This is a genomic window from Mastigocladopsis repens PCC 10914, assembly GCF_000315565.1.
GTDB classification, from domain to species: domain Bacteria; phylum Cyanobacteriota; class Cyanobacteriia; order Cyanobacteriales; family Nostocaceae; genus Mastigocladopsis; species Mastigocladopsis repens.
The window spans coordinates 5,920,968-5,943,039 of the sequence record NZ_JH992901.1 but is presented as its reverse complement, the minus strand read 5'-3'; the positions used below and the strand labels follow the sequence as shown (position 1 = coordinate 5,943,039).

General features: G+C 43.3%; 26 protein-coding genes and 1 pseudogene. 16 read left to right on the top strand and 11 right to left on the bottom strand.

What is annotated here, in order from left to right:
• The first annotated feature begins 55 nt into the window (after positions 1–55).
• From era to MAS10914_RS0128415, 4 genes are all read left to right on the top strand, one after another.
• A complete protein-coding gene (era, locus tag MAS10914_RS0128430; RefSeq protein ID WP_017319347.1) occupies positions 56–1,030 on the top strand; it encodes a GTPase Era in 975 nt (324 codons plus the stop codon).
• A 116-nt stretch (positions 1,031–1,146) separates the two neighbouring features.
• Positions 1,147–1,824: a response regulator gene (locus MAS10914_RS0128425; RefSeq protein WP_017319346.1), complete on the top strand. Its 678-nt coding sequence runs from the start codon at positions 1,147–1,149 to the stop codon at positions 1,822–1,824.
• A 174-nt stretch (positions 1,825–1,998) separates the two neighbouring features.
• A complete protein-coding gene (locus MAS10914_RS0128420; RefSeq protein ID WP_026082883.1) occupies positions 1,999–2,271 on the top strand; it encodes a hypothetical protein in 273 nt (90 codons plus the stop codon).
• Positions 2,268–2,633: a clan AA aspartic protease gene (locus MAS10914_RS0128415; protein ID WP_017319344.1), complete on the top strand. Its 366-nt coding sequence runs from the start codon at positions 2,268–2,270 to the stop codon at positions 2,631–2,633. The genes MAS10914_RS0128420 and MAS10914_RS0128415 overlap by 4 nt, the downstream gene beginning before the upstream one ends.
• Positions 2,634–2,637: 4 nt before the next feature.
• Here MAS10914_RS0128415 and MAS10914_RS34770 read toward each other — a convergent pair whose 3' ends face one another.
• Positions 2,638–2,814 carry a hypothetical protein gene (locus MAS10914_RS34770; RefSeq protein ID WP_156818260.1) on the bottom strand — a complete coding sequence of 59 codons (177 nt, stop codon included), beginning with the start codon at positions 2,812–2,814 and terminating at the stop codon, positions 2,638–2,640.
• Positions 2,815–2,881: 67 nt separating this feature from the next.
• On the opposite strand from MAS10914_RS34770, the gene MAS10914_RS0128410 reads away from it, so the two are divergent.
• Together MAS10914_RS0128410 and MAS10914_RS33300 are read left to right on the top strand one after the other, a co-directional pair.
• Positions 2,882–3,088: a type II toxin-antitoxin system HicB family antitoxin gene (locus MAS10914_RS0128410; protein ID WP_017319343.1), complete on the top strand. Its 207-nt coding sequence runs from the start codon at positions 2,882–2,884 to the stop codon at positions 3,086–3,088.
• A gap of 50 nt (positions 3,089–3,138) precedes the next feature.
• Positions 3,139–3,300: pseudogene (locus MAS10914_RS33300) on the top strand (type II toxin-antitoxin system HicA family toxin); the annotation flags it as partial.
• A gap of 89 nt (positions 3,301–3,389) precedes the next feature.
• On the opposite strand, the gene MAS10914_RS0128405 reads toward MAS10914_RS33300, so the two are convergent.
• The 4 genes from MAS10914_RS0128405 to MAS10914_RS0128395 form a co-directional block, all read right to left on the bottom strand.
• Entirely contained in the window at positions 3,390–3,593 is a 204-nt protein-coding gene (locus MAS10914_RS0128405) for a hypothetical protein (RefSeq protein WP_017319342.1), read from the bottom strand.
• An 89-nt stretch (positions 3,594–3,682) separates the two neighbouring features.
• Positions 3,683–3,793, bottom strand: coding sequence for a hypothetical protein (locus MAS10914_RS36755; protein ID WP_408605891.1), 111 nt, complete (start codon positions 3,791–3,793; stop codon positions 3,683–3,685).
• 114 nt (positions 3,794–3,907) lie between these two features.
• A complete protein-coding gene (locus MAS10914_RS31860) occupies positions 3,908–6,373 on the bottom strand; it encodes an NACHT domain-containing protein (protein WP_017319341.1) in 2,466 nt (821 codons plus the stop codon).
• A 216-nt stretch (positions 6,374–6,589) separates the two neighbouring features.
• A complete protein-coding gene (locus MAS10914_RS0128395; protein ID WP_017319340.1) occupies positions 6,590–7,021 on the bottom strand; it encodes a hypothetical protein in 432 nt (143 codons plus the stop codon).
• A 281-nt stretch (positions 7,022–7,302) separates the two neighbouring features.
• Between MAS10914_RS0128395 and MAS10914_RS0128390 the strand changes: the two genes are divergently transcribed.
• Together MAS10914_RS0128390 and MAS10914_RS0128385 are read left to right on the top strand one after the other, a co-directional pair.
• Positions 7,303–7,776: a TspO/MBR family protein gene (locus MAS10914_RS0128390; protein WP_017319339.1), complete on the top strand. Its 474-nt coding sequence runs from the start codon at positions 7,303–7,305 to the stop codon at positions 7,774–7,776.
• 185 nt (positions 7,777–7,961) lie between these two features.
• Entirely contained in the window at positions 7,962–8,435 is a 474-nt protein-coding gene (locus MAS10914_RS0128385) for a TspO/MBR family protein (protein WP_017319338.1), read from the top strand.
• A 10-nt stretch (positions 8,436–8,445) separates the two neighbouring features.
• Here the strand turns inward: MAS10914_RS0128385 and MAS10914_RS0128380 are convergent, their stop codons facing one another.
• Positions 8,446–9,153 carry a M15 family metallopeptidase gene (locus tag MAS10914_RS0128380; protein WP_017319337.1) on the bottom strand — a complete coding sequence of 236 codons (708 nt, stop codon included), beginning with the start codon at positions 9,151–9,153 and terminating at the stop codon, positions 8,446–8,448.
• Positions 9,150–9,410, bottom strand: a complete 261-nt coding sequence (gene yidD / locus MAS10914_RS0128375; RefSeq protein ID WP_017319336.1) for a membrane protein insertion efficiency factor YidD — start codon at positions 9,408–9,410, stop codon at positions 9,150–9,152. Before yidD ends, MAS10914_RS0128380 begins: the two co-directional genes overlap by 4 nt.
• Positions 9,411–9,472: 62 nt before the next feature.
• Here yidD and MAS10914_RS0128370 point away from each other — a divergent pair, with 62 nt between their 5' ends.
• On the top strand, positions 9,473–10,174 hold the full coding sequence (locus MAS10914_RS0128370; protein ID WP_026082882.1) for a diacylglycerol/polyprenol kinase family protein: 702 nt from the start codon (positions 9,473–9,475) through the stop codon (positions 10,172–10,174).
• On the opposite strand, the gene MAS10914_RS34765 is transcribed toward MAS10914_RS0128370, so the two are convergent.
• Both MAS10914_RS34765 and MAS10914_RS0128355 read right to left on the bottom strand, forming a co-directional pair.
• Positions 10,171–10,617 (bottom strand): hypothetical protein, encoded by a 447-nt coding sequence (locus tag MAS10914_RS34765; RefSeq protein WP_156818259.1) that lies wholly within the window; start codon positions 10,615–10,617, stop codon positions 10,171–10,173. The two genes, MAS10914_RS0128370 and MAS10914_RS34765, sit on opposite strands and share 4 nt — an antisense overlap.
• A gap of 165 nt (positions 10,618–10,782) precedes the next feature.
• On the bottom strand, positions 10,783–12,024 hold the full coding sequence (locus tag MAS10914_RS0128355; protein WP_017319332.1) for an RNA-guided endonuclease InsQ/TnpB family protein: 1,242 nt from the start codon (positions 12,022–12,024) through the stop codon (positions 10,783–10,785).
• An 844-nt stretch (positions 12,025–12,868) separates the two neighbouring features.
• On the opposite strand from MAS10914_RS0128355, the gene MAS10914_RS0128350 reads away from it, so the two are divergent.
• A complete protein-coding gene (locus MAS10914_RS0128350; protein WP_017319331.1) occupies positions 12,869–13,483 on the top strand; it encodes a hypothetical protein in 615 nt (204 codons plus the stop codon).
• Positions 13,484–13,789: 306 nt separating this feature from the next.
• On the opposite strand, the gene MAS10914_RS35125 is transcribed toward MAS10914_RS0128350, so the two are convergent.
• Positions 13,790–13,942 (bottom strand): hypothetical protein, encoded by a 153-nt coding sequence (locus MAS10914_RS35125; protein WP_198015009.1) that lies wholly within the window; start codon positions 13,940–13,942, stop codon positions 13,790–13,792.
• Positions 13,943–14,409: 467 nt separating this feature from the next.
• Between MAS10914_RS35125 and MAS10914_RS0128340 the strand changes: the two genes are divergently transcribed.
• The 6 genes from MAS10914_RS0128340 (at position 14,410) to MAS10914_RS0128315 (ending at position 20,998) form a co-directional block, all read left to right on the top strand.
• Complete coding sequence (locus tag MAS10914_RS0128340; RefSeq protein WP_017319329.1) at positions 14,410–15,876, top strand: nicotinate phosphoribosyltransferase; 1,467 nt, start codon at positions 14,410–14,412, stop codon at positions 15,874–15,876.
• 88 nt (positions 15,877–15,964) lie between these two features.
• The gene (locus MAS10914_RS0128335) at positions 15,965–16,549 is read left to right on the top strand and encodes a nicotinate-nucleotide adenylyltransferase (RefSeq protein ID WP_017319328.1); all 585 of its coding nucleotides are present in this window, start codon (positions 15,965–15,967) and stop codon (positions 16,547–16,549) included.
• Between the two features lie 220 nt (positions 16,550–16,769).
• Complete coding sequence (locus tag MAS10914_RS0128330; protein ID WP_017319327.1) at positions 16,770–17,516, top strand: NUDIX hydrolase; 747 nt, start codon at positions 16,770–16,772, stop codon at positions 17,514–17,516.
• Between the two features lie 177 nt (positions 17,517–17,693).
• Complete coding sequence (locus tag MAS10914_RS0128325) at positions 17,694–19,397, top strand: NAD+ synthase (RefSeq protein WP_017319326.1); 1,704 nt, start codon at positions 17,694–17,696, stop codon at positions 19,395–19,397.
• Between the two features lie 54 nt (positions 19,398–19,451).
• Positions 19,452–20,282 carry a 4-hydroxy-tetrahydrodipicolinate reductase gene (dapB, locus tag MAS10914_RS0128320; protein ID WP_017319325.1) on the top strand — a complete coding sequence of 277 codons (831 nt, stop codon included), beginning with the start codon at positions 19,452–19,454 and terminating at the stop codon, positions 20,280–20,282.
• 29 nt (positions 20,283–20,311) lie between these two features.
• Positions 20,312–20,998, top strand: coding sequence for a hypothetical protein (locus MAS10914_RS0128315; RefSeq protein WP_017319324.1), 687 nt, complete (start codon positions 20,312–20,314; stop codon positions 20,996–20,998).
• A gap of 238 nt (positions 20,999–21,236) precedes the next feature.
• Here the strand turns inward: MAS10914_RS0128315 and MAS10914_RS0128310 are convergent, their stop codons facing one another.
• Complete coding sequence (locus tag MAS10914_RS0128310; RefSeq protein WP_017319323.1) at positions 21,237–21,860, bottom strand: precorrin-8X methylmutase; 624 nt, start codon at positions 21,858–21,860, stop codon at positions 21,237–21,239.
• Between the last annotated feature and the right edge of the window lie 212 nt (positions 21,861–22,072).

Sequence of the window (22,072 nt, the reverse complement as noted above, 5' to 3'; positions counted from 1 at the left end):
GTGATTTTATGTGTGTTTTGTGTTTGCAAAAACTAACTAATCCTAAATGTAAAATATGACGGTGGAGCCACAGGTGAATAGTAGTCAGCATGACATCATCTCTATTTCAGGAGAAGTGATGATTCCACAGGCTCCTCCTGGATTTAAGTCGGGTTTTATCGGCATTATTGGTCGCCCTAATGTCGGTAAATCTACGTTGATGAATCAATTAGTAGGACAAAAAATTGCCATTACATCACCAGTAGCACAAACGACACGCAATCGGTTACGAGGAATTTTAACCACACCAGAGGCGCAGCTGATTTTTGTAGATACCCCAGGGATTCATAAACCCCATCATCAATTGGGGGAAGTGCTGGTGCAAAATGCCAAAATAGCCATTGAATCGGTGGATGTGGTGCTGTTTGTAGTGGATGGCTCGGTTTCTTGTGGTACAGGCGATCGCTATATTGCCGATCTACTGAGTCGCAGCACAACACCAGTGATTTTGGGGTTAAACAAAATCGACGAACAACTGCAAGATTCCCAAACAATAGATGATAGTTACACCCAACTGGCAAAGTCACATCAGTGGCAAACAGCAAAATTTTCTGCCAAAACTGGTGTAGGATTACCCGAACTGCAACAATTATTAATTCAACAGTTAGAAACAGGACCGCTATACTATCCACCAGACTTAGTAACAGACCAACCGGAACGCTTTATTATGGGCGAATTGATTCGAGAACAGATTTTGCTGTTAACTCGTGAGGAAGTTCCCCATTCAGTAGCGATCGCGATTGATTTAGTAGAAGAAACACCAACTATTACCCGTGTACTCTCCACTGTACACGTTGAGCGCGATTCCCAAAAAGGAATTCTCATTGGTAAAGGTGGCGCGATGTTAAAAGCAATTGGTAGTGCAGCTCGCGAACAAATTCAAAAGTTAATTGCTGGAAAAGTTTACTTGGAACTGTTCGTCAAAGTGCAACCAAAATGGCGCCAGTCTCGGACACGTTTAGCAGAGCTTGGGTATCGCGTGGAAGAATAGAAAAGGCATTGTAGAGACGCGCCATGGCGCGTCTCTACATCTTTGTCATTAGTCATTTATTCCTGACAAAGAACAAATGACTAAATCCAAAACTGGAAATAGAAAATCAATATAAAATGTCTCAGGATAATACCTTTCGCTTAAATCTACCAGCCAATGTTTCTGTGCTGCGGATTTTAATTGTAGAAGATGATCCGATGATGCAACTGGGATTAGAACAGTCATTAATGGCTTATCCCCAGATGGAGATTGTGGGACAAGCGGAAGATGGTTATTTGGGTGTGCAAGCAGCACTCAAACTGAAACCGGATCTTGTGGTGATGGATATTGGTTTACCCCGGTTGGATGGGATAGCTGCGACACAGCAAATTAAAGCAGCACTACCAGAAACTCATGTCGTGATGCTGACATCCCACCAAACAGACACAGAAATTATTGCAGCGCTTTCCAGTGGTGCCGATGCTTATTGTATCAAAGGAGCTAGTGTAGAGCGACTTTTGAGTGCGATCGCGGCTGCTGTTGAAGGTGCAACCTATCTTGATCCCCAAATTGCTCGACGAGTCATTGATAATCTCAAACCACCTTCCCCTAGTGGAAACGCAGCAAATCTATCTCAGCGCGAGTTAGAAGTGTTGAGACTGATGGTAGACGGTTTGAGTAACCCGGAGATTGCGGAAAAACTTTATTTAAGTCCTAACACGATCAAAACTCATGTTCGTGGGATTATGAACAAATTATCTGTAGACGATCGCGTGCAAGCAGCAGTTGTTGCACTGCGTTCTGGGTTGGTGTGAAAAAATATCCAACTTGTATCTAAAATCTCGTTTCGGTGGTTCCACCTGGAAATGCAGTTTCAGCGGCTCTTGAGCAAGTAAGCAAGGCTTGCAATGGTATTCCCAGCCAGAGGCTGGAAGGCACGAGTTGACGATTCTACAATGATTAAAGGACAAAAAGTAGGTGTAATTGTTATGCAATCTATTTTCTGGAGTGTGGAAGAAGTTGCTCTAAGAGCCAAACAGTTTTACGAAAACGATATTCGTCAATATGTTGAGCACGGCGATAATATTGGTCAGATGATTGTGATTGATGCAGAGACTGGTGAATATGGAATCGATCCAACTGGTGTAGAGACAGCGTTAAAGTTAAAACACCAAAAACCAAACGCTAGATTGTTTACTATACGAATTGGTTATGACGTTGCTGTAAGCTTTGGTGGCGCAATGGAACGTATTGCCAAATGATTTATGGAAAAGTGACTGATGGTAGAGCAATAGTTCCAGTGGTTTTCCGTTTACCTTCACAGCCAAATTTTTCTTTGGATTTTGTAATTGATACTGGATTTAATGACCATCTTACTTTACCACCACAGGCAGTCAGTGCTATGAATCTTCCTATGTATTCTAGTACATCTGCAAGGTTAGCCGACGGTCGCGAAGCTTTATTGTCTATACATTTGGCAACAATTGTATGGGACAATATAGAAAAGTTAGTTCCAGTTTTAGCTTCTGGTTATAAACCTTTGCTAGGAACTAGTCTGATGGCAGGATATCATCTAGCAATAGATTTTCAAGAGAATGGTTTGGTTTCGTTAGAAAAACTTTAACCGATTAGTATTGGCGATCGCGAAGCGGGCGCTCTGCGCCATCGCCCTTTTGGCAGTGTTGCTTGCCCAATCGCCTCTGACTCTCCTTTGGCAAGACGGAAAGCTTCAGCATCCTAAGTATTCTGCATCCAATAGCTTCTAACTCTCCTTTGCCAATACGTTCATTGAGCGCGATTGGCAAGGCTAGGAAGATTATTCTTAGCCTGTGAGACAATAAATATCGCAGAAGATAATGACAGAAAAAAGTTATGAAACGAACTTTTACTGCAAGTGTATGGCAGGAGGGTAATTGGTTTGTAGCACAATGCCTAGAAGTTGATGTTGCAAGTCAGGGGGAGACTGAAGCCGAGGCATTGAATAATCTAGCTGAAGCGTTGTCACTACATTTTGAGCCACCAGTAGCTACGATAACTCCCCAAATTAAGACACTTGAGGTAGAAGTCGGTGCCGCTTAAACCACTAGCTTATCGTGAGGTGAAACGTAAATTACTCCTCAGCTGGCTTTGAGGAAGTTAGCCAAAAAGGTACTCACGTAAAGTTTGCCAAATCTACAGATGAAGGAACTCGTACAGCGATCGTACCTCATCATCGGGAAATTACTGTTGGCACGCTGAGCAGTATTTTACGGCAAGCTGGGATAAGTGTTGAAGAGTTTGACGTTTTGTAATTACGTGTCCCTTTCAACTGATACTAATACCTTCATTGAGCGCGATTGGCAAAACGAGTTTATCTGCTCAAATTACGGATAGTACCTGTTTAGCGATCGCGCTCAATGGTATCGAGCTTGAAGAAAATCAATGCGATCGCCTTCGGCGGGCGCTCTGCGCCATCGCGCCTTGCGATGCTCCGGAGGAGCCGCGCCATTAGACTTCTTGCAAAAGTAGAAAAGTTGTGGATGTCATTCTGAGCGAAACGCAGTGTAGCGAAGAATCTCAAGAGATGTTTCGCTTCACTCAACATGACATTTCAAGCATTTTTGCAAGAAGTCTATTAACTACTCGGTAGTTTGTCTGATGAGCCATTTTCTGCTGCGAAATCTATTTATTCCTTCAATGATGCCAAGCCTGATAAAAGCAGGGGTAGGGCATATTTTGGGCGTAGTCCCAAAGGACTTGGTAGAACTTAGAGTATCGCAAAATATTGAATTTAACAATTGACATAGTTATACCCAATGGGGATAAGCAGTACTTTAAGGTGGTGACAACTTCCGCCATCTGATCCACTGTCAAAATATCTTTTAAGCTATATGCCGCTTCCCTACGGGTATAATCATCCTAGGAGTTGCGGGTTAAATCGACTAAAGCGCTGATGGCATCAGAGTTGCCAGCACCAATTTTTCCTAAGCTATATGCCGCTTCCCTACGGGTATCATCATCCTTGGAGTTGCGGGTTAAATCGACTAAAGCCCTGATGGCATCAGAGTTGCCAGGATCAATTTCCCCTAAGCTTTCTGCCGCTTCCCTACGGGTAGAATCATTCTTGGAGTTGCGGATTAAATCGACTAAAGCCCTGATGGCATCAGAGTTGCCAGGATCAATTTCCCCTAAGCTTTCTGCCGCTTCCCTACGGGTAGAATCATTCTTGGAGTTGCGGATTAAATCGACTAAAGCCCTGATGGCATCAGAGTTGCCAGCACCAATTTTCCCTAAGCTCTCTGCCGCTCGCCAACGGGTAAAATCATCCTTGGAGTTACCGATTAAATCGACTAAAGCGCTGATGGCATCAGAGTTGCCAGGATCAATTTCCCCTAAGCTCTCTGCCGCTCGCCAACGGGTAAAATCATCCTTGGAGTTACCGATTAAATCGACTAAAGCGCTGATGGCATCAGAGTTGCCAGCACCAATTTTCCCTAAGCTCCATGCCGCGTGGCTACGGGTAGAATCATCCTTGGAGTTGCGGATTAAATCGACTAAAGCCCTGATGGCATCAGAGTTGCCAGCACCAATTTTCCCTAAGCTCTCTGCCGCTCGCCAACGGGTAAAATCATCCTTGGAGTTACCGATTAAATCGACTAAAGCGCTGATGGCATCAGAGTTGCCAGGATCAATTTCCCCTAAGCTCTCTGCCGCTTCCCTACGGGTATAATCATCCTTGGAGTTGCGGGTTAAATCGACTAAAGCCCTGATGGCATCAGAGTTGCCAGCACCAATTTTCCCTAAGCTTTCTGCCGCTTCCCTACGGGTAAAATCATCCTTGGAGTTGCGGGTTAACTTAACAAGGGAGTTAATGGCTTTTGGGCGATATGTCTCTGCCAGTACTGCCTTAGCTGCCTTTTGAAGAGGAGAGTCTGGTGTGATAAATAATCCTCCTAAGATAATGCTCATTAAGAGCCATTTGATGGTAGCTTCTTTGATAAGTTGGAAAAGTATGTTAATGAGGGAAGGATCAAAATCCCACTTAACAATTTGCTCTACGATTTCATCAGCTTTAGAACAATCTCCAAACTCAGCGATTCCCGTTGCAGCTAGAATATACGCTCGATACTTATAAAAGTTATTGCAATTATCCTCAAACTCTATTAATGCTTTGATAAACTGCTCTTTCTGCTCTGTTTTTACTTCCTCGCAACCCAACCACAGCAAAATCACCTGCTTCCATTGGGGTTCAAATATGCGATAAGTTCCTTGGGATGGGTTGTTGGGGATGTGGTTAAGCAAAAAGTGCCAATCATCAATCGCTAATGCCGCAAAATATTCCTGAAACGTGGCATGGTAGAAAGCATAAAACGGTTCATCTGTTTGTTTCTCTCGATCTACCTGATTCAGCCACCCTAAACGACAAGCGCAATTAAAGAGGTTCTCCCCCATCTTGTCGTAGGCAAATTTCTGTCCAATGCGAAATCGGGTTTTTCCAGAAGCTATCGCCTCCCGTGCCAACTTTCCTAAAGCTGCATTCAACTCATACTGTTGTGCGAGCGTTGTTGGAAATTCAGCCTGTTTCCATTCATAGTGGTATAGCGTAAATCGCTTGTAAAGTGCAGCTTGAGTTTCTGGTAAATCCTTAGTCGTGTCCCAGACTTGACACATCAAAGCTAATCTCAGGGGGTTTTTTACCAAGTCAAGCAAGCGTTCTCTCCCGGATTCATTCAGCTTTTGCCATAGCTGTTCCCCTTGCTGGATTCTTAAGGAAACATCTGTAAGATTCTTCGCTTCACTGACGTTACGCTCAGAATGACACACCTCACTTTCCTCTTCCTCAGCGCGTTGGAACCACTTCAGAATAAAAACCCGTACTTGCTCGCTGCTAAACTCCTGAGTTTTGAAATTCTGAAAGTCAAGCAGATTTTTGGTGCTAGCATCCCAGACATTCAGCCGACAAGTTAACACAACTCGCGCCGCAGCAAGTTTGCTAATGTCTTGGCTAATCTTATTTAAAGCGTCAACAGAGGATGCAGCTTGCATCTCATCCAAACCATCCAGCAGAAACCACACCCGCTGTTGCTGCAACAATTCTTGCAGTTGGTTTGATGTCACTGGATTTTCCAGCCAACGGTTCAGCAGGTATTCTTTCAGGGTGTCCCCAGACAAATTGCTCAAAGGAATATAGATAGGCAAACCGTCATGTTTGATTAAGTACTCGCCTATCTTTTCCAGCAAAGTAGACTTTCCCGCTCCTGGTTCTCCGATAATGGCTATATTCTTGCCTTTAGTGTTGGAACCATCCCCAATCACCTCTGTGAGAAATTTATCATGCTCATAAGTCGTCTTGATAACTTCCTCAGGGAGTTGATACGCAAGCATTCCCTTTTCAGGGGAGATATCCTCACTGCGGCGAGGCTGTTGTTTGCGCTCAACAAGTCCTAAAGGTACATCTTCAATATGGAGTTCAAATCCCCTTCTTGTTGCTAGCCGTCGCTGGCGATTATCATGAAGTTGCTGTTGGAATTTGTTTTGGCACTCTTCGCGCCAGTTGATGGGAGTTGACTTTACCCGATTCTCCCCGTCGGGCGACTGCAGTCAAAAAGTGCCACCAATAATAGTATTTCCTTGGAAAACGTTTTTAATTGAATCAGCTAATTTCGTGGAATTAATGACGGTTGCTGGTTGAGAGTTGATGTCATTTTCTAACGTCTGAACTTTTGCAGCAATTTTTGGATCAGCTTTCGCTGCTGCTTCTACTTCCACAACTCCTTGAGCAATTTCTGGATCTTTGTCTGCTACTGCTTTGAGTTCCAGCACAGCTTGTCCATAATCTAATCGTTGCTGTTCGTTACCTTCTGTAGCATTGGTGAGTAATGGTAACTTATTCTTATCACGAAGCTGTTCTATTAACTTGCGACTTTGCTGCCATGCAGCATCTCCAAGATTTTCGCCAGTTTTCTCCAGTGCTTTTGTTAAAAGTAGGGTGGCGATCGCCGTAGCCACAGCCGTTAGAGTGACTGGTTCCATAAATTATCTAATAGTAGATTCTTCTGAATTACATATACCGTAGCATCTACCAGTTTTTCGGGAATAAACATAGCGATTCTCATCCAGATAAGCTACACATTTATCTGCGTTTATCTGCGTGCATCTGCGGTTCCTTAATTCTTTGATGTATTGCACCCAATTGAAAACCGCCCACTATCCACTACCCAGTTCCCACTCAGGTATGATGAGCAATGACCCTCCAACCTGACAGAATCGCACTATATGGCGTGATAAATGACCCATGCAAAGGATGACGGGGCATGATTAAATCTTGGATGGTGATTGGGGGAGTAGCTTTCTTAGTAGCGTTGGCTGCTAACTTCATCACTCCTGGCGATGTCAAATGGTTCAAGCGTCTACAAAGACCGAGATGGTTAACTTTTGAAGCAGCGATTCCAGTTATTTGGACTATTGTATTTGTTTGCGGCGCTTGGTCAGCTTATATTGTTTGGGAAAAAGACCCAGGAACCACCACAACCTGGTTGCGTATGGGATTATACCTGCTCCTAGAAATTGTTACCATTGCCTTCAATCCTGTGATGTTGAGGCTTCGCAGTCTTAAGGCGGGTACGATTATCGGCGGCACGGGTTTCGTTATAGCCATTATATTAACACTTATCGTTTTACCTGTTTCGGGTTGGGCAGCGCTGCTACTCGTTCCTTACTTGCTTTGGAGTCCAATAGGTACATACACCACTTGGACGATGAAACGACTCAATCCTCAAGATGCCTAAAACAGTTAACAGTTAACAGTGAGCAAGAAATCACAACTGCTAACTGATAACTGGTCACTGGTCACTGATAACTGATAACTGGTCACTGGTTGAAATATTCAACCCTGCGGTTGATTAAACTCATATCCTAAATTGCCACACTTGTCTTAAAGACATTGACAAAATTATTAAAAAGTGCATCGAATATGATTCAATCTTGGATGGTAATTGGGGCTGTCACTTTTGCAATTATGATCGGTAGTTTTTTCATCACACCTCGTGATGTCAAGTGGTTTGCACGGTTAGCACGTCCCCGCTGGTTGGTTTTTGAACCGCTTATCCCGATCATCTGGACTGTTATCTTTGTTTGCGGTGCTGCTTCTGCCTATATTGTCTGGGAAAAAAATCCAGGAAGCTTGACTAGCTGGGTGCTCATGGGTTTATACCTCCTGCTAGAGGTTATCACCATTGCTTACATCCCAGCAATGCTGAGGTGGCGGAGTCTTAGAGTGGGGGAAATTCTTGGTTCAGTCGGTGTAATCTTAGGAGTGTTGCTCACACTCTCCGTTTTGCCAATTTCTGGACTGGCGGCGCTGTTACTCGTCCCATATCTCGTTTGGAGTCCAGTGGGAACCTACACGACTGAAGAATTAATCCACCTAAATCCTCAGGATGCGTAGGTACATAGCACTACACAACGCGCCCGTAGCGTGCAACCATGGAATTGCTTGAATTGGCTTCATTATTCAACCAAGCCCACATCTGATCACCGATAGAGAAGTGCCACCATTCTCTAGGGTTGCGTTTAAATCCGGCTTTTTCCATAACATCGCACAATAACTGGCGATGAGCTTGGTATTCTTGTGCTAGTGGGTCGGGAGAATTGGCAAAGTAGTCAGGATGCGACGCTGGTGACAGTTCATCTATGGGCGAACCCATATTGACAATCTCCGCCCGATCATCTACCAGTGTCACATCCACAGCAGCGCCTGTACTGTGAGGAGGTGGTGTTTTTTCATCCAGACTAGGTTCAGCCCAAATTTTATAAACCTCCTCCCAGATAACTTGGCTTTGGGTTGGTGATAACTCAACCTCGGTGAGTCCCGCCATTTGCAGGGCTTCGCCAAAAGCATAATTCACCATAAACTTTTGCACAGCGACAGGGCGATAAGCGTCAAAGATTTGGATACGCCAGTTAGGACGCCGCAGTTGGAGGTTATTTTGGGCGGCTATGAGGCTGTCAATAATAGTTTTGCGGAGAAAATAAGGAGAGCGATCGCCATAAGGCGCACCCAGTTTTTCATAAGGATGGGGAGATTCCACCGCGAATAGTTCCAAAGGAATCTCCACCAACGGTTCACCACAATCGATAATTGGTACTTTATGATAAGGTCTCATTCGTGATGTTGACAGCAAGACGACTGTTTTGTTGCTGTTCCTAACGCTTCTGGTACGGGATCGTAGCCCCCCGGATGAAACGGATGACACCGCAGGATGCGCCGAATTGCCAACCAACTACCGCGCCATACTCCAAATCGCTCAATTGCTTGAATAGCATACATTGAACAAGTTGGTTGAAAGCGACAGGTGGGCAGAAAGAGCGGCGAGATAAACATTCGGTAGAAGCGAATCAGCAAAATCAATAATAATTTCATTGCTGTCACCTAAATCTAATAAAGTGGTAACAAGGGTTATAATTTTCCATTTTGTTGCATCTTTGCTAAGTTCATTTTTTGATTTAAAGTCCATTCCCCCTTTGTGGCTGCAAAGTGCCACCGTTGCAATTTGGGTATTGTTCATACTTTTGATTGCATGGGTGGTCAATCGCTTTGCCAATAAAGATCCAGAAATTGTGCGGAAGATAGTCCACATTGGCACTGGCAATGTGATTTTATTAGCTTGGTGGCTAGATATCCCCCCAAGTGTGGGCATTACGGCTTCGATTGTAGCGAGTGCTGTTACCTTATTGTCCTACCGATTTCCTATTCTCCCAGGTATTAATAGCGTGGGACGCAAAAGTTTCGGGACATTTTTCTATGCCGTGAGTATTGGTGTTTTAATCGCTTGGTTCTGGACGCTACAACAACCCCAGTATGCTGTACTAGGAATTTTGGTTATGACATGGGGTGATGGACTAGCAGCTTTGGTTGGGCAGAAATTTGGTCAACATAAATACAAGGTTTTTGACAGACAAAAAAGTTGGGAAGGTTCCCTGACAATGACGGTTGTGAGTTTTCTGATCACTAGTTTGATTTTAGTGAGTGTAGAAGGGAACATCTGGCAAACTTGGCTGATATCTTTGACGGTTGGCTTAGTCGCTACTGGTTTAGAAGTTTTTTCGTTTCTTGGTATTGATAATTTGACAGTTCCTTTAGGTAGTGCTGCACTGGCTTATGTTTTAAGCCAGTTCTTGTATTAATGGTTATAGCGCCCGTGACGGTAATATCTGTAGGGGTTGCGATACAGATGGCGCTCATGAATGTACTGGGGATGGTAGCGCCTCTGATGGTAATATCTGTTGCGACGGTGAAGTGATTTGCGGTAATGAATATAGCGCGGCTGAACTCTGCGACGGTAATGATATCTCTTGCCTTGTGGGTAAGCTCTATGACGACGGTAATATCGACGGCGGGGCTTATGATGGCGGGGTTTATGATGGTGGTATTTATGGTGTTTTAGTTGTTCGGGATCAGTCTCCCAATCTATCTGAGTTGATGAATCCTCTCTAATCTGAGCAACTTGCGCTCCCATTTCCTCAGACTTTGACTGTGTCTGAACTCCTTTTTGTAAGGATGCTGCGGCTATCTCAAATCCGAGACAACTCGGCAACAGTAAAACACTAACTATGAATTTCCACAACATTGTTTCACGCTCCTTATTTCTCGTTCCCTAGCAAAAATAGGGAATATCTACTTGGATTTTGCTGAAATAGGATTTACGCAGTGAAACAAAAAATCAAGGCTGATTTGTGCTGAAGAAAAGCCTATTTGACACTCCCACGGCTACGTGAATATCGCGCCGAAGCGCTCATTCCCGCAAAAAGCCGTGGGATTCTTGGTTCGTCGACTCGCCGTTAGACGACAGGCTTGCGCCAATCGCCCAAGAGGGCAAATCTCCCCAAGCGTAAGTTCCCGTGTGCCCCACGGTACTGAGTCCTAACTTTAGGATATTGATAGCTGCGTTGACATCCCTATCCTTTACGTACCCGCAATGCGGGCAAACGTGAGTTCGAGTAGACAGGGATTTTTTCACTTTCTTGCCACAATTGGAACAATTTTGACTTGTGTTATGGGGAGGGGCAGCAACTGTCAACTTCCCATACTTGTGACCAAAATATTCCAACCATGAACGGAAGGTTGACCAACCAGCATCAGATATAGATTTAGCCAGTCGTCGATTACGTACCATGCCTTTCACATTTAAGTCTTCATAGGCTACCAAATCGTTAGATTGGATGACGGAGTATGCAACACGCTTGCAATACTCTTTTCGTTGCCTACTTACTCTTAAATGTTTCTTTGCATACCTATTTCTGGCTTTGTGGTAGTTGGTTGATTGCGGTTGTTTCGCTTTCTTCTTTTTAGGGTCGAACTTCTTGGATTTTTTACGGTTAGCTCGATTCAACTGTTTTTCAGACTTACGGTAAAACTGAGGTGATTGTTCTATATTGCCTTTATTATCAGCAATGAAGTACTTCAATCCCAAGTCAATACCTACGACTTGACCTGTCGGTTGTGTTTCAATCTTTAAGTCAGTATCAATTGCAAATTGAGCGTAGTATCCATCAGCACGGCGTACTAATCGAACACGCTTTATCTGTTTAATGTCGTAGTAGTTTAAGTCATAAGTTCCTTTTAGTTTTAAGGTTTCAATGCCTTTTTTATCTCTAAAAGTAATGGTTTTTCTATTAGTTGAAAGTGCCCATCCGCTGGTTTTATACTCCACGGAACGACAATGTTTCTTGAACTTTGGGAAACCTTTCTTGCCTTTGATTTTCTTTTTGCAGTTATCGTAAAACCGAGATATCGCACTCCAAGCACGTTCAGCCGCAGATTGCCTAGCCATTGAATTGAGTTCATCAGCAAAGGGAAATTCAGCAGCCAGTACAGCGCAATATTTGTTCAATACGTACTTGTCAACTTTTTTGTCTTTGTTATCCATCCAATAATGCAAACATTTGTTCTGAATGAATTGACTAGTGCGAATAGCATCGTCTATTGCCCTGTACTGCTTGTCTTTTCCCTTGACTTTAAACTCGTAGATTATCATTTGGCTCGACCAACCAACTACATTCTTATGCTAACACATTTGTTATAAAAAATTATGTAATGCAAATCACTCAAGGCACCTAAAGGTGCAACGCTTTCATCTCATTTGACCCCTAAAAAATGGGGCAGGCTTAGAAACCCCTCGATTAATCGTGGGGAGTACTAACTAACCCGTGAAGCCTGCCCCATTTTTTCACGTGTTGGTCTCTCATCCCAGGACTAAAGCCACTGGGTTTTCAGCTTTAGATTGGTATAAATGGATTACCACTTAAAGCAGGGTGAAGAGAGTTCTTGGTGAGCGCTACTCCACTCTTTAAAAAAGAGAAGAACAATGTTAAGATTTATAAACTTTATTTAAACAAAACAAATTATTCTGAGTGGCTATTCACCATTCTCTCATCTGCTTATACGCAAAAAACAAAAAAATATGTATATGTATATACTATTTTACAGACTAATCTGCATTAGAGAATCAGTAGTGTTGTAGGTTTTTACTGTTTCTACGATGCTATCACCAATGTTGTTCAACCATAAGACACTGCTACGGTGACTGACAATAATCAAAATAAAGCCTTAAGAAAATGTCGTAGTTTTCTAACAAAAAATTTTTGGGCACGAATCTGAAAAATGACTTCCCCTAAGAGACTTCTTTATAGGTGATGTATTTGTCTTTTTTTATATGTAAAAACTCTCACAAAACTACACCAATGGACAGAATATAACATAACTGAAGTCATAGCTAAAGAGAGATTTAGATTAGGACATTGCTAAATAAACATAAGAAAGAAATATGGCGATGAAAAGCCCTAAGAAGTTAAATAAACCTAAATTCAGCAATGACTAAAATGAGCTTTTTTAATAATTCCGTACCACCTCTGCGTCGCAAACAAGCACCTTTGGATATTGATCACGACTTAGAAGGACTTTGGCTAGTTAACTGGCAAATAGGCAAAATTAAGCTTTATTCAAATTTTTATACCCGCCTAGACCAAGCTTTCATAATTTGGGGTTTGGTTCTCATACCAATGTTTGCAACTGCCCAGTTTTTACCTGTGGGTTGGGACTTGCAGGCGGCTTTGTGGTCAATCCTCTCTTTTATTGGTACTGGAGCAATGGTCTATTGGACTCGCCATTGGGTCAGCCGAAGACGGGTCAGCTGGATACTCTATTGCTGGGGACTGCTGATGTTATTGGGGGTAGTATTAACTGATTTGGGTGTCTTTCTCGGCTGGGGAGAAATATTATTAAATCTTTGCCCACTGTGGTTGGGACTATGTGCCCTTGGCTATTTGTGTACTGGGTTAGCAGTGCGATCGCGCACCCTGATATTGACAGGTATAATTCATGCACTAGGAATTTTCATCTTACCCTATATGACTGGTTGGGAATTTCTGACGACTGGCGCTGTGATGGTTGTCTGCTTACTACTATTAGCTGAATTCGAGTGGGACCATTGTTAACAGAGATAGGGAGAACGAATGACTAATAACTAAAAAAATAGGTGGATTCAGGATTTCCCTCTCCACCAACTTTTATTTTACAGCGGTTTGCAATTGGGTGAGGTACACAAAGAAATAATGAACCACAGATGGACGAGGCAGTGCGTTGCGGTGAACCAGCCCTGCAGGCGGGTTTCCCGCCGTAGGGGACTGTGAACCCGAAGGGGGGTTCCCCCCGTTGAAGCAACTGCCGTACAGATGGACACAGATAAATTAGTACTTCATTCAGATGAGAAGCGCTGTAATTGACTTATTTGATCGCATCATTTACCAAGTGTCGGCTGTCCTTTGCTTATAAGGCTCTCCTGTAAATGGTTGTACACCGATATTGGGATATGCATCGTCATTAGGTCCAAAAATACGCATTGCAGCTTCAGAAATATATTGCATGACCTTAGCAAGCATTCTGGAGATAGCCATAATATAAGACCCCCGTTTTTTGTAATCGCTTTAATTGCGATATATCGCCTAACATATTTACTGTAGTTCTTGATATTCTCTCTTGGCTCTGGTTGGCAATATATCTACATTCTCCGCAATAATCATTGATAGAGAGTTGCAATACTTTAAGATAAGAATTCAGCCAACTCAAGGCTGAAGTATTAAGTATGAACTGAAAAATAAGGGTTTGAAGTGTAAGGATCGCCGTATTTCATCCTTCATTTGGCATACCTTTACATTTCACTTGGCTCTTTATTAGAGTAACATCATCATTATTCATAAGTTTAACTATTAAAAAAAATTAAATAAGTTCTGAAAAACAGAATAAAAGATCTGTAAAAAGACTAGTTCCAAGCATTTTTTTGCAATTATCATCCAACAGTTGACATTATTTATGGTAAAAATTACCATAAAGCAAAGAGGTATTCTTCCAAGGGCGCTATGCCATGACAAGTTTCCCAAACTTGAACTATGCATCTACAAACAATCAGCAACAGCAGAACAGAGAGAATCAAGAACTGACAGTTTCTGCTATTGATTACAGCCTGCTCACAGACCTTTACCAGTTGACGATGGTAGCTTGTTACACAGGTGAAGGTTTAGAACAACGACGGGCAAGTTTTGAATTGTTTGTGAGACGTTTGCCAGAAAATTTTGGCTATTTGATTGCTATGGGGCTGGCGCAAGGGTTGGAATATTTGGAAAAATTCTGCTTTGATCCCTCGCAAATAACAGCTTTGCAGGCGACAGGAATTTTTGCCAATGCGCCGGAGAGCTTTTGGTCACTGCTTGCTGAGGGACGTTTTAGTGGCGATGTTTGGGCGATACCTGAGGGAACAGCAGTGTTTGCAAATGAACCTCTGTTACGAGTGGAAGCGCCTCTATGGCAAGCGCAACTGGTAGAAACTTACCTGTTGAACACGCTTAATTACCAAAGTTTGATTGCGACACGCGCAGCAAGATTACGGGATGTGGCGTCTGGTGAAGCAACACTACTGGAATTTGGGACAAGACGGGCATTTAGTCCCCAAGCGTCTTTGTGGGCGGCGCGTGCAGCGCTAGCTGGGGGTTTGGATGCGACATCGAACGTGTTAGCTGCGCTACAACTGGGAGAAAAACCGAGTGGTACGATGGCTCACGCTTTGGTAATGGCACTGTCAGCTATGGAAGGGAGCGAAGACCAAGCGTTCACAGCGTTTCATCGTTATTTCCCAGGTGCGCCTTTGTTAATTGATACTTACGATACCATCGCTGCTGCCCAGCGGTTGGCAGCAAAGGTAAATTCAGGGGAAATGCAATTAGCTGGGGTTAGGTTGGACTCTGGTGATTTAGTGTCATTGTCAAAACAAGTGCGATCGCTTCTTCCCGGTGTGTCAATTTTTGTCAGTGGCGATTTGGACGAGTGGGAAATTGCACGACTCAAAGCGGCTGGTGCCCAGATTGATGGTTATGGATTAGGAACGCGACTGGTGACAGGTTCCGCTGTCAATGGAGTCTACAAACTGGTGGAAATTGATGGCATACCCGTCATGAAACACTCGAGTGGCAAGGCAACTTATCCAGGACGCAAGCAAATTTTTCGTTCGTTTGAGGGGGATAAGGTGAAAGCAGACTCTTTGGGTTTAGCTGACGAAGAATTTCTTGACTCTTCAATGAGCAATCATCATTCTTCACAAGTGCCTTTGTTGCAGCTATTTGTTAAGGAAGGTAAACGGGTGCAACCCCTGGAGACTTTGGCGCAAATTCGACAAAGAACCGCCGCCTCAGTTGCCAGTTTGCCAGAACAAACGCGCCGTTTGGATCATCCTTTATCGGTGAGAGTGGAGATTTCTGCCCAGTTACAACAGTTGAGTGAAAAAACGAAGAAACAAACCGCAGAGTTACTAAGAACACAGAGGAAGGAGAGTGGTTAGTTGCTACTACACCAACTACCAATGACCAACGTTTGTAGAGACGCGCCATGGCGCGTCTCTACAACCAACTACCAACTAACAACTAACTATGAGAATTGCTTTATTTGGTACGAGTGCTGATCCACCAACTGCTGGACATCAAGCGATTATTAGCTGGTTGTCGGAGCATTATGATTGGGTGGCAGTTTGGGCGGCGAATAATCCATTTAAGTCGCATCAAACCCGTTTAGAACATCGGGTGGCGATGTTGTGCTTGTTAATTGCGGATATCGATTCGTCAAAGCACAATATTGGTTTGGAACAGCACTTGAGTAGCTTGAGAACGCTGGAAACTTTGGAGAAAGCGAAAGACCTTTGGGGAGAGGCAGAGTTTACGTTGGTGATAGGTTCAGATTTGCTAGCTCAATTACCACGTTGGTATCAGGTTGAAGATTTGTTGCAGCAAGTACAACTTCTAGTCGTACCACGTCCAGGATATGCATTAGATGAATCTAGTTTGCAGCTCGTGCAAAAACTCGGGGGGAAAGTCGCAGTTGCCAACTTTATTGGTCCAGATGTTTCCTCAACAGCATATCGTGAAAAGGGCGATCGCGAAGCTCTAACACCTCTTGTTGTTGACTATATTCATAAAGAGCATTTGTACAAATGTTTGTCCGAAAATTTGACTTTTTGAACTATGAGCGCCCCCACTACCGTATAATCCTGTCATCCCTGAACAGACGTGCCATGACGCGTCTGTTCAGAATATCGGCTAATTGTTCAGGTATCTATTCCATTAACATCATAGAGTGACTAGGTAGAAATCTGAAAATGTAGAGGGAATACCAAATGAAATAGCCATCTATTTTTAAACCTGTAGAAAGAAAAAGCAAGGCTTTGAACAATGAGTTCCTATGCCAGGACGCAACCAAAGAAAGATTGCAGACCCTCTAAAACAACCACCTTTAGCAGATTTCAAAGTTGGTGTTGATAACGTAATTTTCTCTGTAGATACCGCACAGAACCAACTGCTAGTTCTATTAGTGATGAGACAGCAGGAGCCATTTTTAAATGATTGGAGCCTTCCTGGTACTTTGGTGCGTCAAGGTGAGTCTTTAGAAGATGCTGCTTATCGCATTATGGCTGAAAAAATAAGGGTCAAAAACCTTTATTTGGAACAATTGTATACTTTTGGAGGACCTGAGCGCGATCCACGAGAAGCAACCGATAGTTATGGTGTGCGTTATTTATCAGTGAGTTACTTTGCCCTGGTGCGGTTTGAGGAAGCAGAATTGATTGCTGATGGAGTCACTGGGATAGCTTGGTATCCTGTGAAGCAAGTACCGCAATTAGCTTTTGACCATAATAAAATTTTGGCATATGGACACAGGCGTTTGCGAAATAAGTTGGAGTATAGCCCAGTGGCGTTTGAAGTTTTGCCAGAGATGTTTACCTTGAATGATTTATATCAGTTGTACACGACAGTTTTAGGGGAAAATTTTTCTGATTATTCTAATTTTAGAGCGCGTCTCATCAAGTTAGGTTTTTTATGCGATACAGGGAAAAAAGTGTCGCGGGGTGCTGGTCGTCCTGCGAGTTTATATCGTTTTGATGCGGAAGCTTTTGCTCCATTTAAGGATAAAGCTTTGGTTTTTATTTAACCACGTACTTACAGCAGAATTCAGAAGTCAGGAGTCAAGAGTCAGAAGTCAGAAGTAAAATTGGCTTTGTGTCTAACTTTTAGACAAAGCGCGTTGTACTTCACCTACTTGCAATGTGCTGTATCTAAGCTTTATTTGTTTATTTATCTGTTATCTGTAGAAACTCGATAATCCAAAATGAAAATTGCGATCGCTCAAATTAATCCTACAATTGGTGATTTGTCGGGAAATGCTCAAAAAATTCTAAAGGTAGCACAAAAGGCATCTCGCTATGGTGCGCGTTTATTGCTCACGCCAGAACTTTCTTTGTGTGGCTATCCACCACGAGATTTATTGCTTAATCCTAGTTTTTTGCAGGCAATGAACATTGCCTTGGAACAATTAGCAAGAGATTTGCCACCAGAACTAGCTGTTTTGGTAGGAACAGTTGAAGAGAATTTAAAAGCACACACTGATGGTGGTAAAACTTTATTTAATAGCATTGCTTTGTTAGAAAAAGGTAGGGTACAGCAAGTTTTTCACAAGCGCCTTTTGCCAACTTATGATGTATTTGATGAACATCGCTATTTTGAACCTGGTTTAGGAGCTAATTATTTCACATTGGATGGTGTTCATATTGGGGTCACCATTTGTGAAGATTTGTGGAATGACGAAGAATTTTGGGGCAAGCGAAGTTATATCACCAATCCAATTGCTGACTTAGCAATTTTGGGTGTAGATTTTATCGTTAATTTGTCTGCTTCTCCTTATAGTGTTGGCAAACAAAAGTTTCGAGAAGCAATGCTCAAGTATAGTGCAGTGCGTTTTCGGCAACCGATTATCTATACCAATCAGGTAGGAGGTAATGATGATTTAATTTTTGACGGCAGAAGTTTTGCCTTGAATCGTCAAGGTGAAATAGTGTGTCGTGCCTCTGGTTTTGAACAAGATTTGGTATTCGTAGAATTTGAACAAGTGCAACAGGATTTGCAGTTAGGTTTCATAGCACCAGAATATGAGTCTGAAGATGAGGAAATTTGGCACGCTTTGGTTTTAGGATTGCGAGATTATGTCCGTAAGTGTGGCTTTTCTAAAGTTGTGCTGGGGTTAAGTGGCGGAGTAGATTCTTCATTGGTAGCGGCTATTGCTACCTCAGCACTCGGTCAAGAAAATGTCCTCGGTGTTCTGATGCCTTCTCCCTACAGTTCCGAGCATTCTATCAGTGATGCTTTGGCATTAGCGGAAAATATTGGTATTAAAACACACACTATACCAATAGGGGAGTTAATGCAAGGCTATGACAAGACCTTAGCCGAGTTGTTTGCTGGAACAGAGTTTGGGCTGGCAGAGGAAAATCTTCAATCCCGAATTAGAGGGAATTTATTGATGGCAATTTCCAACAAATTCGGTCATCTCCTCCTATCGACTGGAAATAAGTCAGAAATGGCAGTTGGTTACTGCACCCTCTACGGTGATATGAATGGGGGATTAGCAGTGATTGCTGATGTTCCTAAAACCCGTGTTTACTCGATTTGCCGTTGGTTAAATCGCAATGGGGAAATGATTCCGCAAAACGTCATTACCAAAGCACCCAGCGCCGAACTCAAACCCGGTCAAGTTGACCAAGACTCGCTACCAGCTTACGATATCTTAGACGACATCTTGCAACGCCTGATTCACCATCACCAATCAGCAACACAAATTGTTGCTGTCGGTCATGATCCAGCGACTGTAGACCGAGTGATTAAGATGGTGGCGCGTGCAGAATTTAAGCGGCGACAAGCACCACCGGGATTGAAAATTACAGATCGCGCCTTTGGGACTGGTTGGCGAATGCCTATTGCGAGTCAATGGGCTGCTATTAAAAATACTTACGATCAGGTTTTTTCTCTACGCCAATAGCTACCTTGCTAGATTTACAATTCCTTTGATGGTGTAGAAAGTATTGCTCAAATTATGACGAATCAAACTCCAATCCCAGTTGTTGTCATCGGTGCTGCGGGCAAAATGGGTCGTGAGGTTGTGAAAGCGGTAACGCAATCATCGGATATGAACCTTGTAGGTGCTATTGACACAACACCTGAACATCAAGGTAAGGATGCAGGAGAACTGGCGGGTTTAAGTGAACCTTTGGAAATTCCAATTACCAATCAGTTGGAACCGATGCTGGCGTTTGCAGCTCAAGGAAGACAGCCAGGGGTAATGGTAGACTTTACCCATCCCAGTTCAGTGTATGACAACGTTCGCAGTGCGATCGCCTATGGTATTCGTCCGGTTGTTGGCACTACAGGCTTAAGTCAAGAACAAATTCAAGACTTAGCAGAATTTGCTGATAAGGCGAGTACGGGATGTTTAATTATTCCCAACTTTTCTATTGGGATGGTGCTGCTGCAACAAGCCGCCGTTGCTGCATCTCAATATTTTGACCACGTTGAGATTATTGAACTGCATCACAACCAAAAAGCTGATGCACCCAGCGGTACAGCGATTCAAACTGCTCAGATGCTAGCAGAATTTGGTAAAATATATAACCAGCCTGTTGTGGAAGAAACTGAGAAATTACCAGGGGCACGGGGTAGCCAAGCAGGCGATGGTATCAGGATTCACAGCGTGCGTTTACCGGGATTGATTGCCCATCAAGAAGTGATTTTTGGTGCAGCTGGTCAAATTTACACTCTTAGGCATGATACAAGCGATCGCGCTTCCTTTATGCCAGGAGTCCTACTGGCAATTCGTAAAGTCCTCCAGTTAAAGTCATTAGTATATGGATTAGAAAAAATTCTTTAAAAGACTTAGCACCTCACCACTCAGCACTCATGATAGTCCCACTGACTCGCCAGAAATTTGAACAAATCATGCCCCTAATTGCCACAGGTCCGCAGTACAAATACTACTGGGGGGGGTTTCCAGACTTTTTACAACGACTACTCATTTCTGTGGTAGCAGTGGCTGTTACATTCCTAATCAAAGTTCTTCTGGGAATTGATTTTGGTATCGTCTTTGTCATCGGGCTAATTGGTGCCTTTTACTGGCTCTGGGGACCAGTGTTTTGGGCAAGTATGCGAAATGCCAAATGCCGTCGTTATAAATACAGCGGTTTTCTCTGTGGTCGAGTGCTAGATTACTGGATCACAGAAGAACTGATTGGGAAACAAGAAACCGTTGATAAAAAAGGCGATTTGGTGATTGTCGAAAACCGAGAAAAACGCATTCACTTAGAAATCGGCGATGACACAGGATTTACTGCTGAGTATAAAGCGCCACTGCGAACTGCCTACAAAGTCATAGCTCGTGGTCAAAGGGCAGAATTGTTAGTCATGTCAAATCGACCCGATTTAAGCAGCATTGACGAAATCTCTGATATTTATATCCCCAGTCGTGATTTATGGGTAAGTGATTATCCTTATGTCCGACGAGATTTCTTTACTGAGGTTAGTAGCCGGCTACGCCGGGATGAAGAAAATGAAAGACCGCGCCGCCGACGCCGCAGGGTAGAGAGATGAGTGAGTTTATCTCCATGAGTGTCAACTTAACGTAAAACTCATGTCCCACAAGGAACTTCAGTTCCTTGCTCATAGCTCAAGTTATCTAAAGATAACTAAATAATCTGAAAAATCTTGAGTCTACTTCAGTAGACTTTGGCTGTCAGCCATGAAATTCATTTCATGGTGGGCGTGGAAGCCAATAGATAAGTGATTTCTAGCTTAAGTTGACACTCATGGTTTATCTCCCCCCACTCCCTCATCTCTCCTTCCTCTCTCCGTAGACTTGCCACGCTAAATCTATCAGCCCATCAACAATGGCTGCTGCCACAACAGCATTACCTTTGGGGCTATCGATTGTAATATTTGGGACTAAAGAATTTTGCAAGCGTTCTTTATCAGCATCCAGATTAAGAAATGTCGCTGGCGTGGCAATAATCAAAGCGGGTTTAACTTCCTCTGCTTCAATTAAATCAACGAGAGTTGTGAGAGCAGTTTGAGCTTGACCCACAACAAATATGCCCTCTGGGTAACGCTTGGCTAAGGTTTCCATTCCCCATGCCACAGAAGTTTTTTCTGTTTTAGGGCGGGTAGGAGTGTCCATGCTGCAATACACTGGATTGGCAAATGTGTTTTGAATGCCTTGGGCGATACTTACTTGTACCATTGGGACATCTACCACAATAGTTGTACGTGCTGCCAGTGCAGCTGCGGCAGCCTGCAAGGCACGTTCAGAAAAGCGCATCAAAGATTTATACTCAAAGTCAGCAGTTGCGTAAATCACCCGCCGGACAATCTCATACTCTGCGGGTGAAAAGAGATGATCGCCTACTTCGCTATCAATGATTGCCAAACTTTGAGCATCAGTTACGTGCCATTCCATGAGAAAGTCCACCAGTTCCAAGTAGTGAGTGCTGAGTTATTTTTTCTTACAATAATCAAGGATTTGAGAGCCTGCTCTGGCAGGCTTTGTTAGTGTAGCCTGGGGCTTCCAGCCTCTGGGTGACAAAGTACAAGATCTGAGTATATCCTACTCAGCACTCGGTACTCTTGCAAAAATCTGGTTTAAGAGTATTTGGAACCACAGATACACGC

What these genes read in the sequence shown, in the direction of transcription:
- MAS10914_RS0128380 (WP_017319337.1), bottom strand. Translation starts at nt 9,153, where the DNA reads ATGAGACCTTATCATAAAGTACCAATTATCGATTGTGGTGAACCGTTG.
- yidD (WP_017319336.1), bottom strand. Translation starts at nt 9,410, where the DNA reads ATGAAATTATTATTGATTTTGCTGATTCGCTTCTACCGAATGTTTATC.
- MAS10914_RS0128325 (WP_017319326.1), top strand. Translation starts at nt 17,694, where the DNA reads ATGAAAATTGCGATCGCTCAAATTAATCCTACAATTGGTGATTTGTCG.
- MAS10914_RS0128335 (WP_017319328.1), top strand. Translation starts at nt 15,965, where the DNA reads ATGAGAATTGCTTTATTTGGTACGAGTGCTGATCCACCAACTGCTGGA.
- MAS10914_RS0128315 (WP_017319324.1), top strand. Translation starts at nt 20,312, where the DNA reads ATGATAGTCCCACTGACTCGCCAGAAATTTGAACAAATCATGCCCCTA.
- MAS10914_RS31860 (WP_017319341.1), bottom strand. Translation starts at nt 6,373, where the DNA reads ATGCTTGCGTATCAACTCCCTGAGGAAGTTATCAAGACGACTTATGAG.
- MAS10914_RS0128395 (WP_017319340.1), bottom strand. Translation starts at nt 7,021, where the DNA reads ATGGAACCAGTCACTCTAACGGCTGTGGCTACGGCGATCGCCACCCTA.
- MAS10914_RS0128355 (WP_017319332.1), bottom strand. Translation starts at nt 12,024, where the DNA reads ATGATAATCTACGAGTTTAAAGTCAAGGGAAAAGACAAGCAGTACAGG.
- MAS10914_RS0128310 (WP_017319323.1), bottom strand. Translation starts at nt 21,860, where the DNA reads ATGGAATGGCACGTAACTGATGCTCAAAGTTTGGCAATCATTGATAGC.
- dapB (WP_017319325.1), top strand. Translation starts at nt 19,452, where the DNA reads ATGACGAATCAAACTCCAATCCCAGTTGTTGTCATCGGTGCTGCGGGC.
- MAS10914_RS36755 (WP_408605891.1), bottom strand. Translation starts at nt 3,793, where the DNA reads ATGTCAATTGTTAAATTCAATATTTTGCGATACTCTAAGTTCTACCAA.
- era (WP_017319347.1), top strand. Translation starts at nt 56, where the DNA reads ATGACGGTGGAGCCACAGGTGAATAGTAGTCAGCATGACATCATCTCT.
- MAS10914_RS0128340 (WP_017319329.1), top strand. Translation starts at nt 14,410, where the DNA reads ATGACAAGTTTCCCAAACTTGAACTATGCATCTACAAACAATCAGCAA.
- MAS10914_RS0128415 (WP_017319344.1), top strand. Translation starts at nt 2,268, where the DNA reads ATGATTTATGGAAAAGTGACTGATGGTAGAGCAATAGTTCCAGTGGTT.
- MAS10914_RS0128420 (WP_026082883.1), top strand. Translation starts at nt 1,999, where the DNA reads ATGCAATCTATTTTCTGGAGTGTGGAAGAAGTTGCTCTAAGAGCCAAA.
- MAS10914_RS35125 (WP_198015009.1), bottom strand. Translation starts at nt 13,942, where the DNA reads ATGGCTATCTCCAGAATGCTTGCTAAGGTCATGCAATATATTTCTGAA.
- MAS10914_RS0128350 (WP_017319331.1), top strand. Translation starts at nt 12,869, where the DNA reads ATGAGCTTTTTTAATAATTCCGTACCACCTCTGCGTCGCAAACAAGCA.
- MAS10914_RS0128385 (WP_017319338.1), top strand. Translation starts at nt 7,962, where the DNA reads ATGATTCAATCTTGGATGGTAATTGGGGCTGTCACTTTTGCAATTATG.
- MAS10914_RS0128405 (WP_017319342.1), bottom strand. Translation starts at nt 3,593, where the DNA reads ATGTTGAGTGAAGCGAAACATCTCTTGAGATTCTTCGCTACACTGCGT.
- MAS10914_RS0128390 (WP_017319339.1), top strand. Translation starts at nt 7,303, where the DNA reads ATGATTAAATCTTGGATGGTGATTGGGGGAGTAGCTTTCTTAGTAGCG.
- MAS10914_RS0128425 (WP_017319346.1), top strand. Translation starts at nt 1,147, where the DNA reads ATGTCTCAGGATAATACCTTTCGCTTAAATCTACCAGCCAATGTTTCT.
- MAS10914_RS0128330 (WP_017319327.1), top strand. Translation starts at nt 16,770, where the DNA reads ATGCCAGGACGCAACCAAAGAAAGATTGCAGACCCTCTAAAACAACCA.
- MAS10914_RS34765 (WP_156818259.1), bottom strand. Translation starts at nt 10,617, where the DNA reads ATGTTGTGGAAATTCATAGTTAGTGTTTTACTGTTGCCGAGTTGTCTC.
- MAS10914_RS0128410 (WP_017319343.1), top strand. Translation starts at nt 2,882, where the DNA reads ATGAAACGAACTTTTACTGCAAGTGTATGGCAGGAGGGTAATTGGTTT.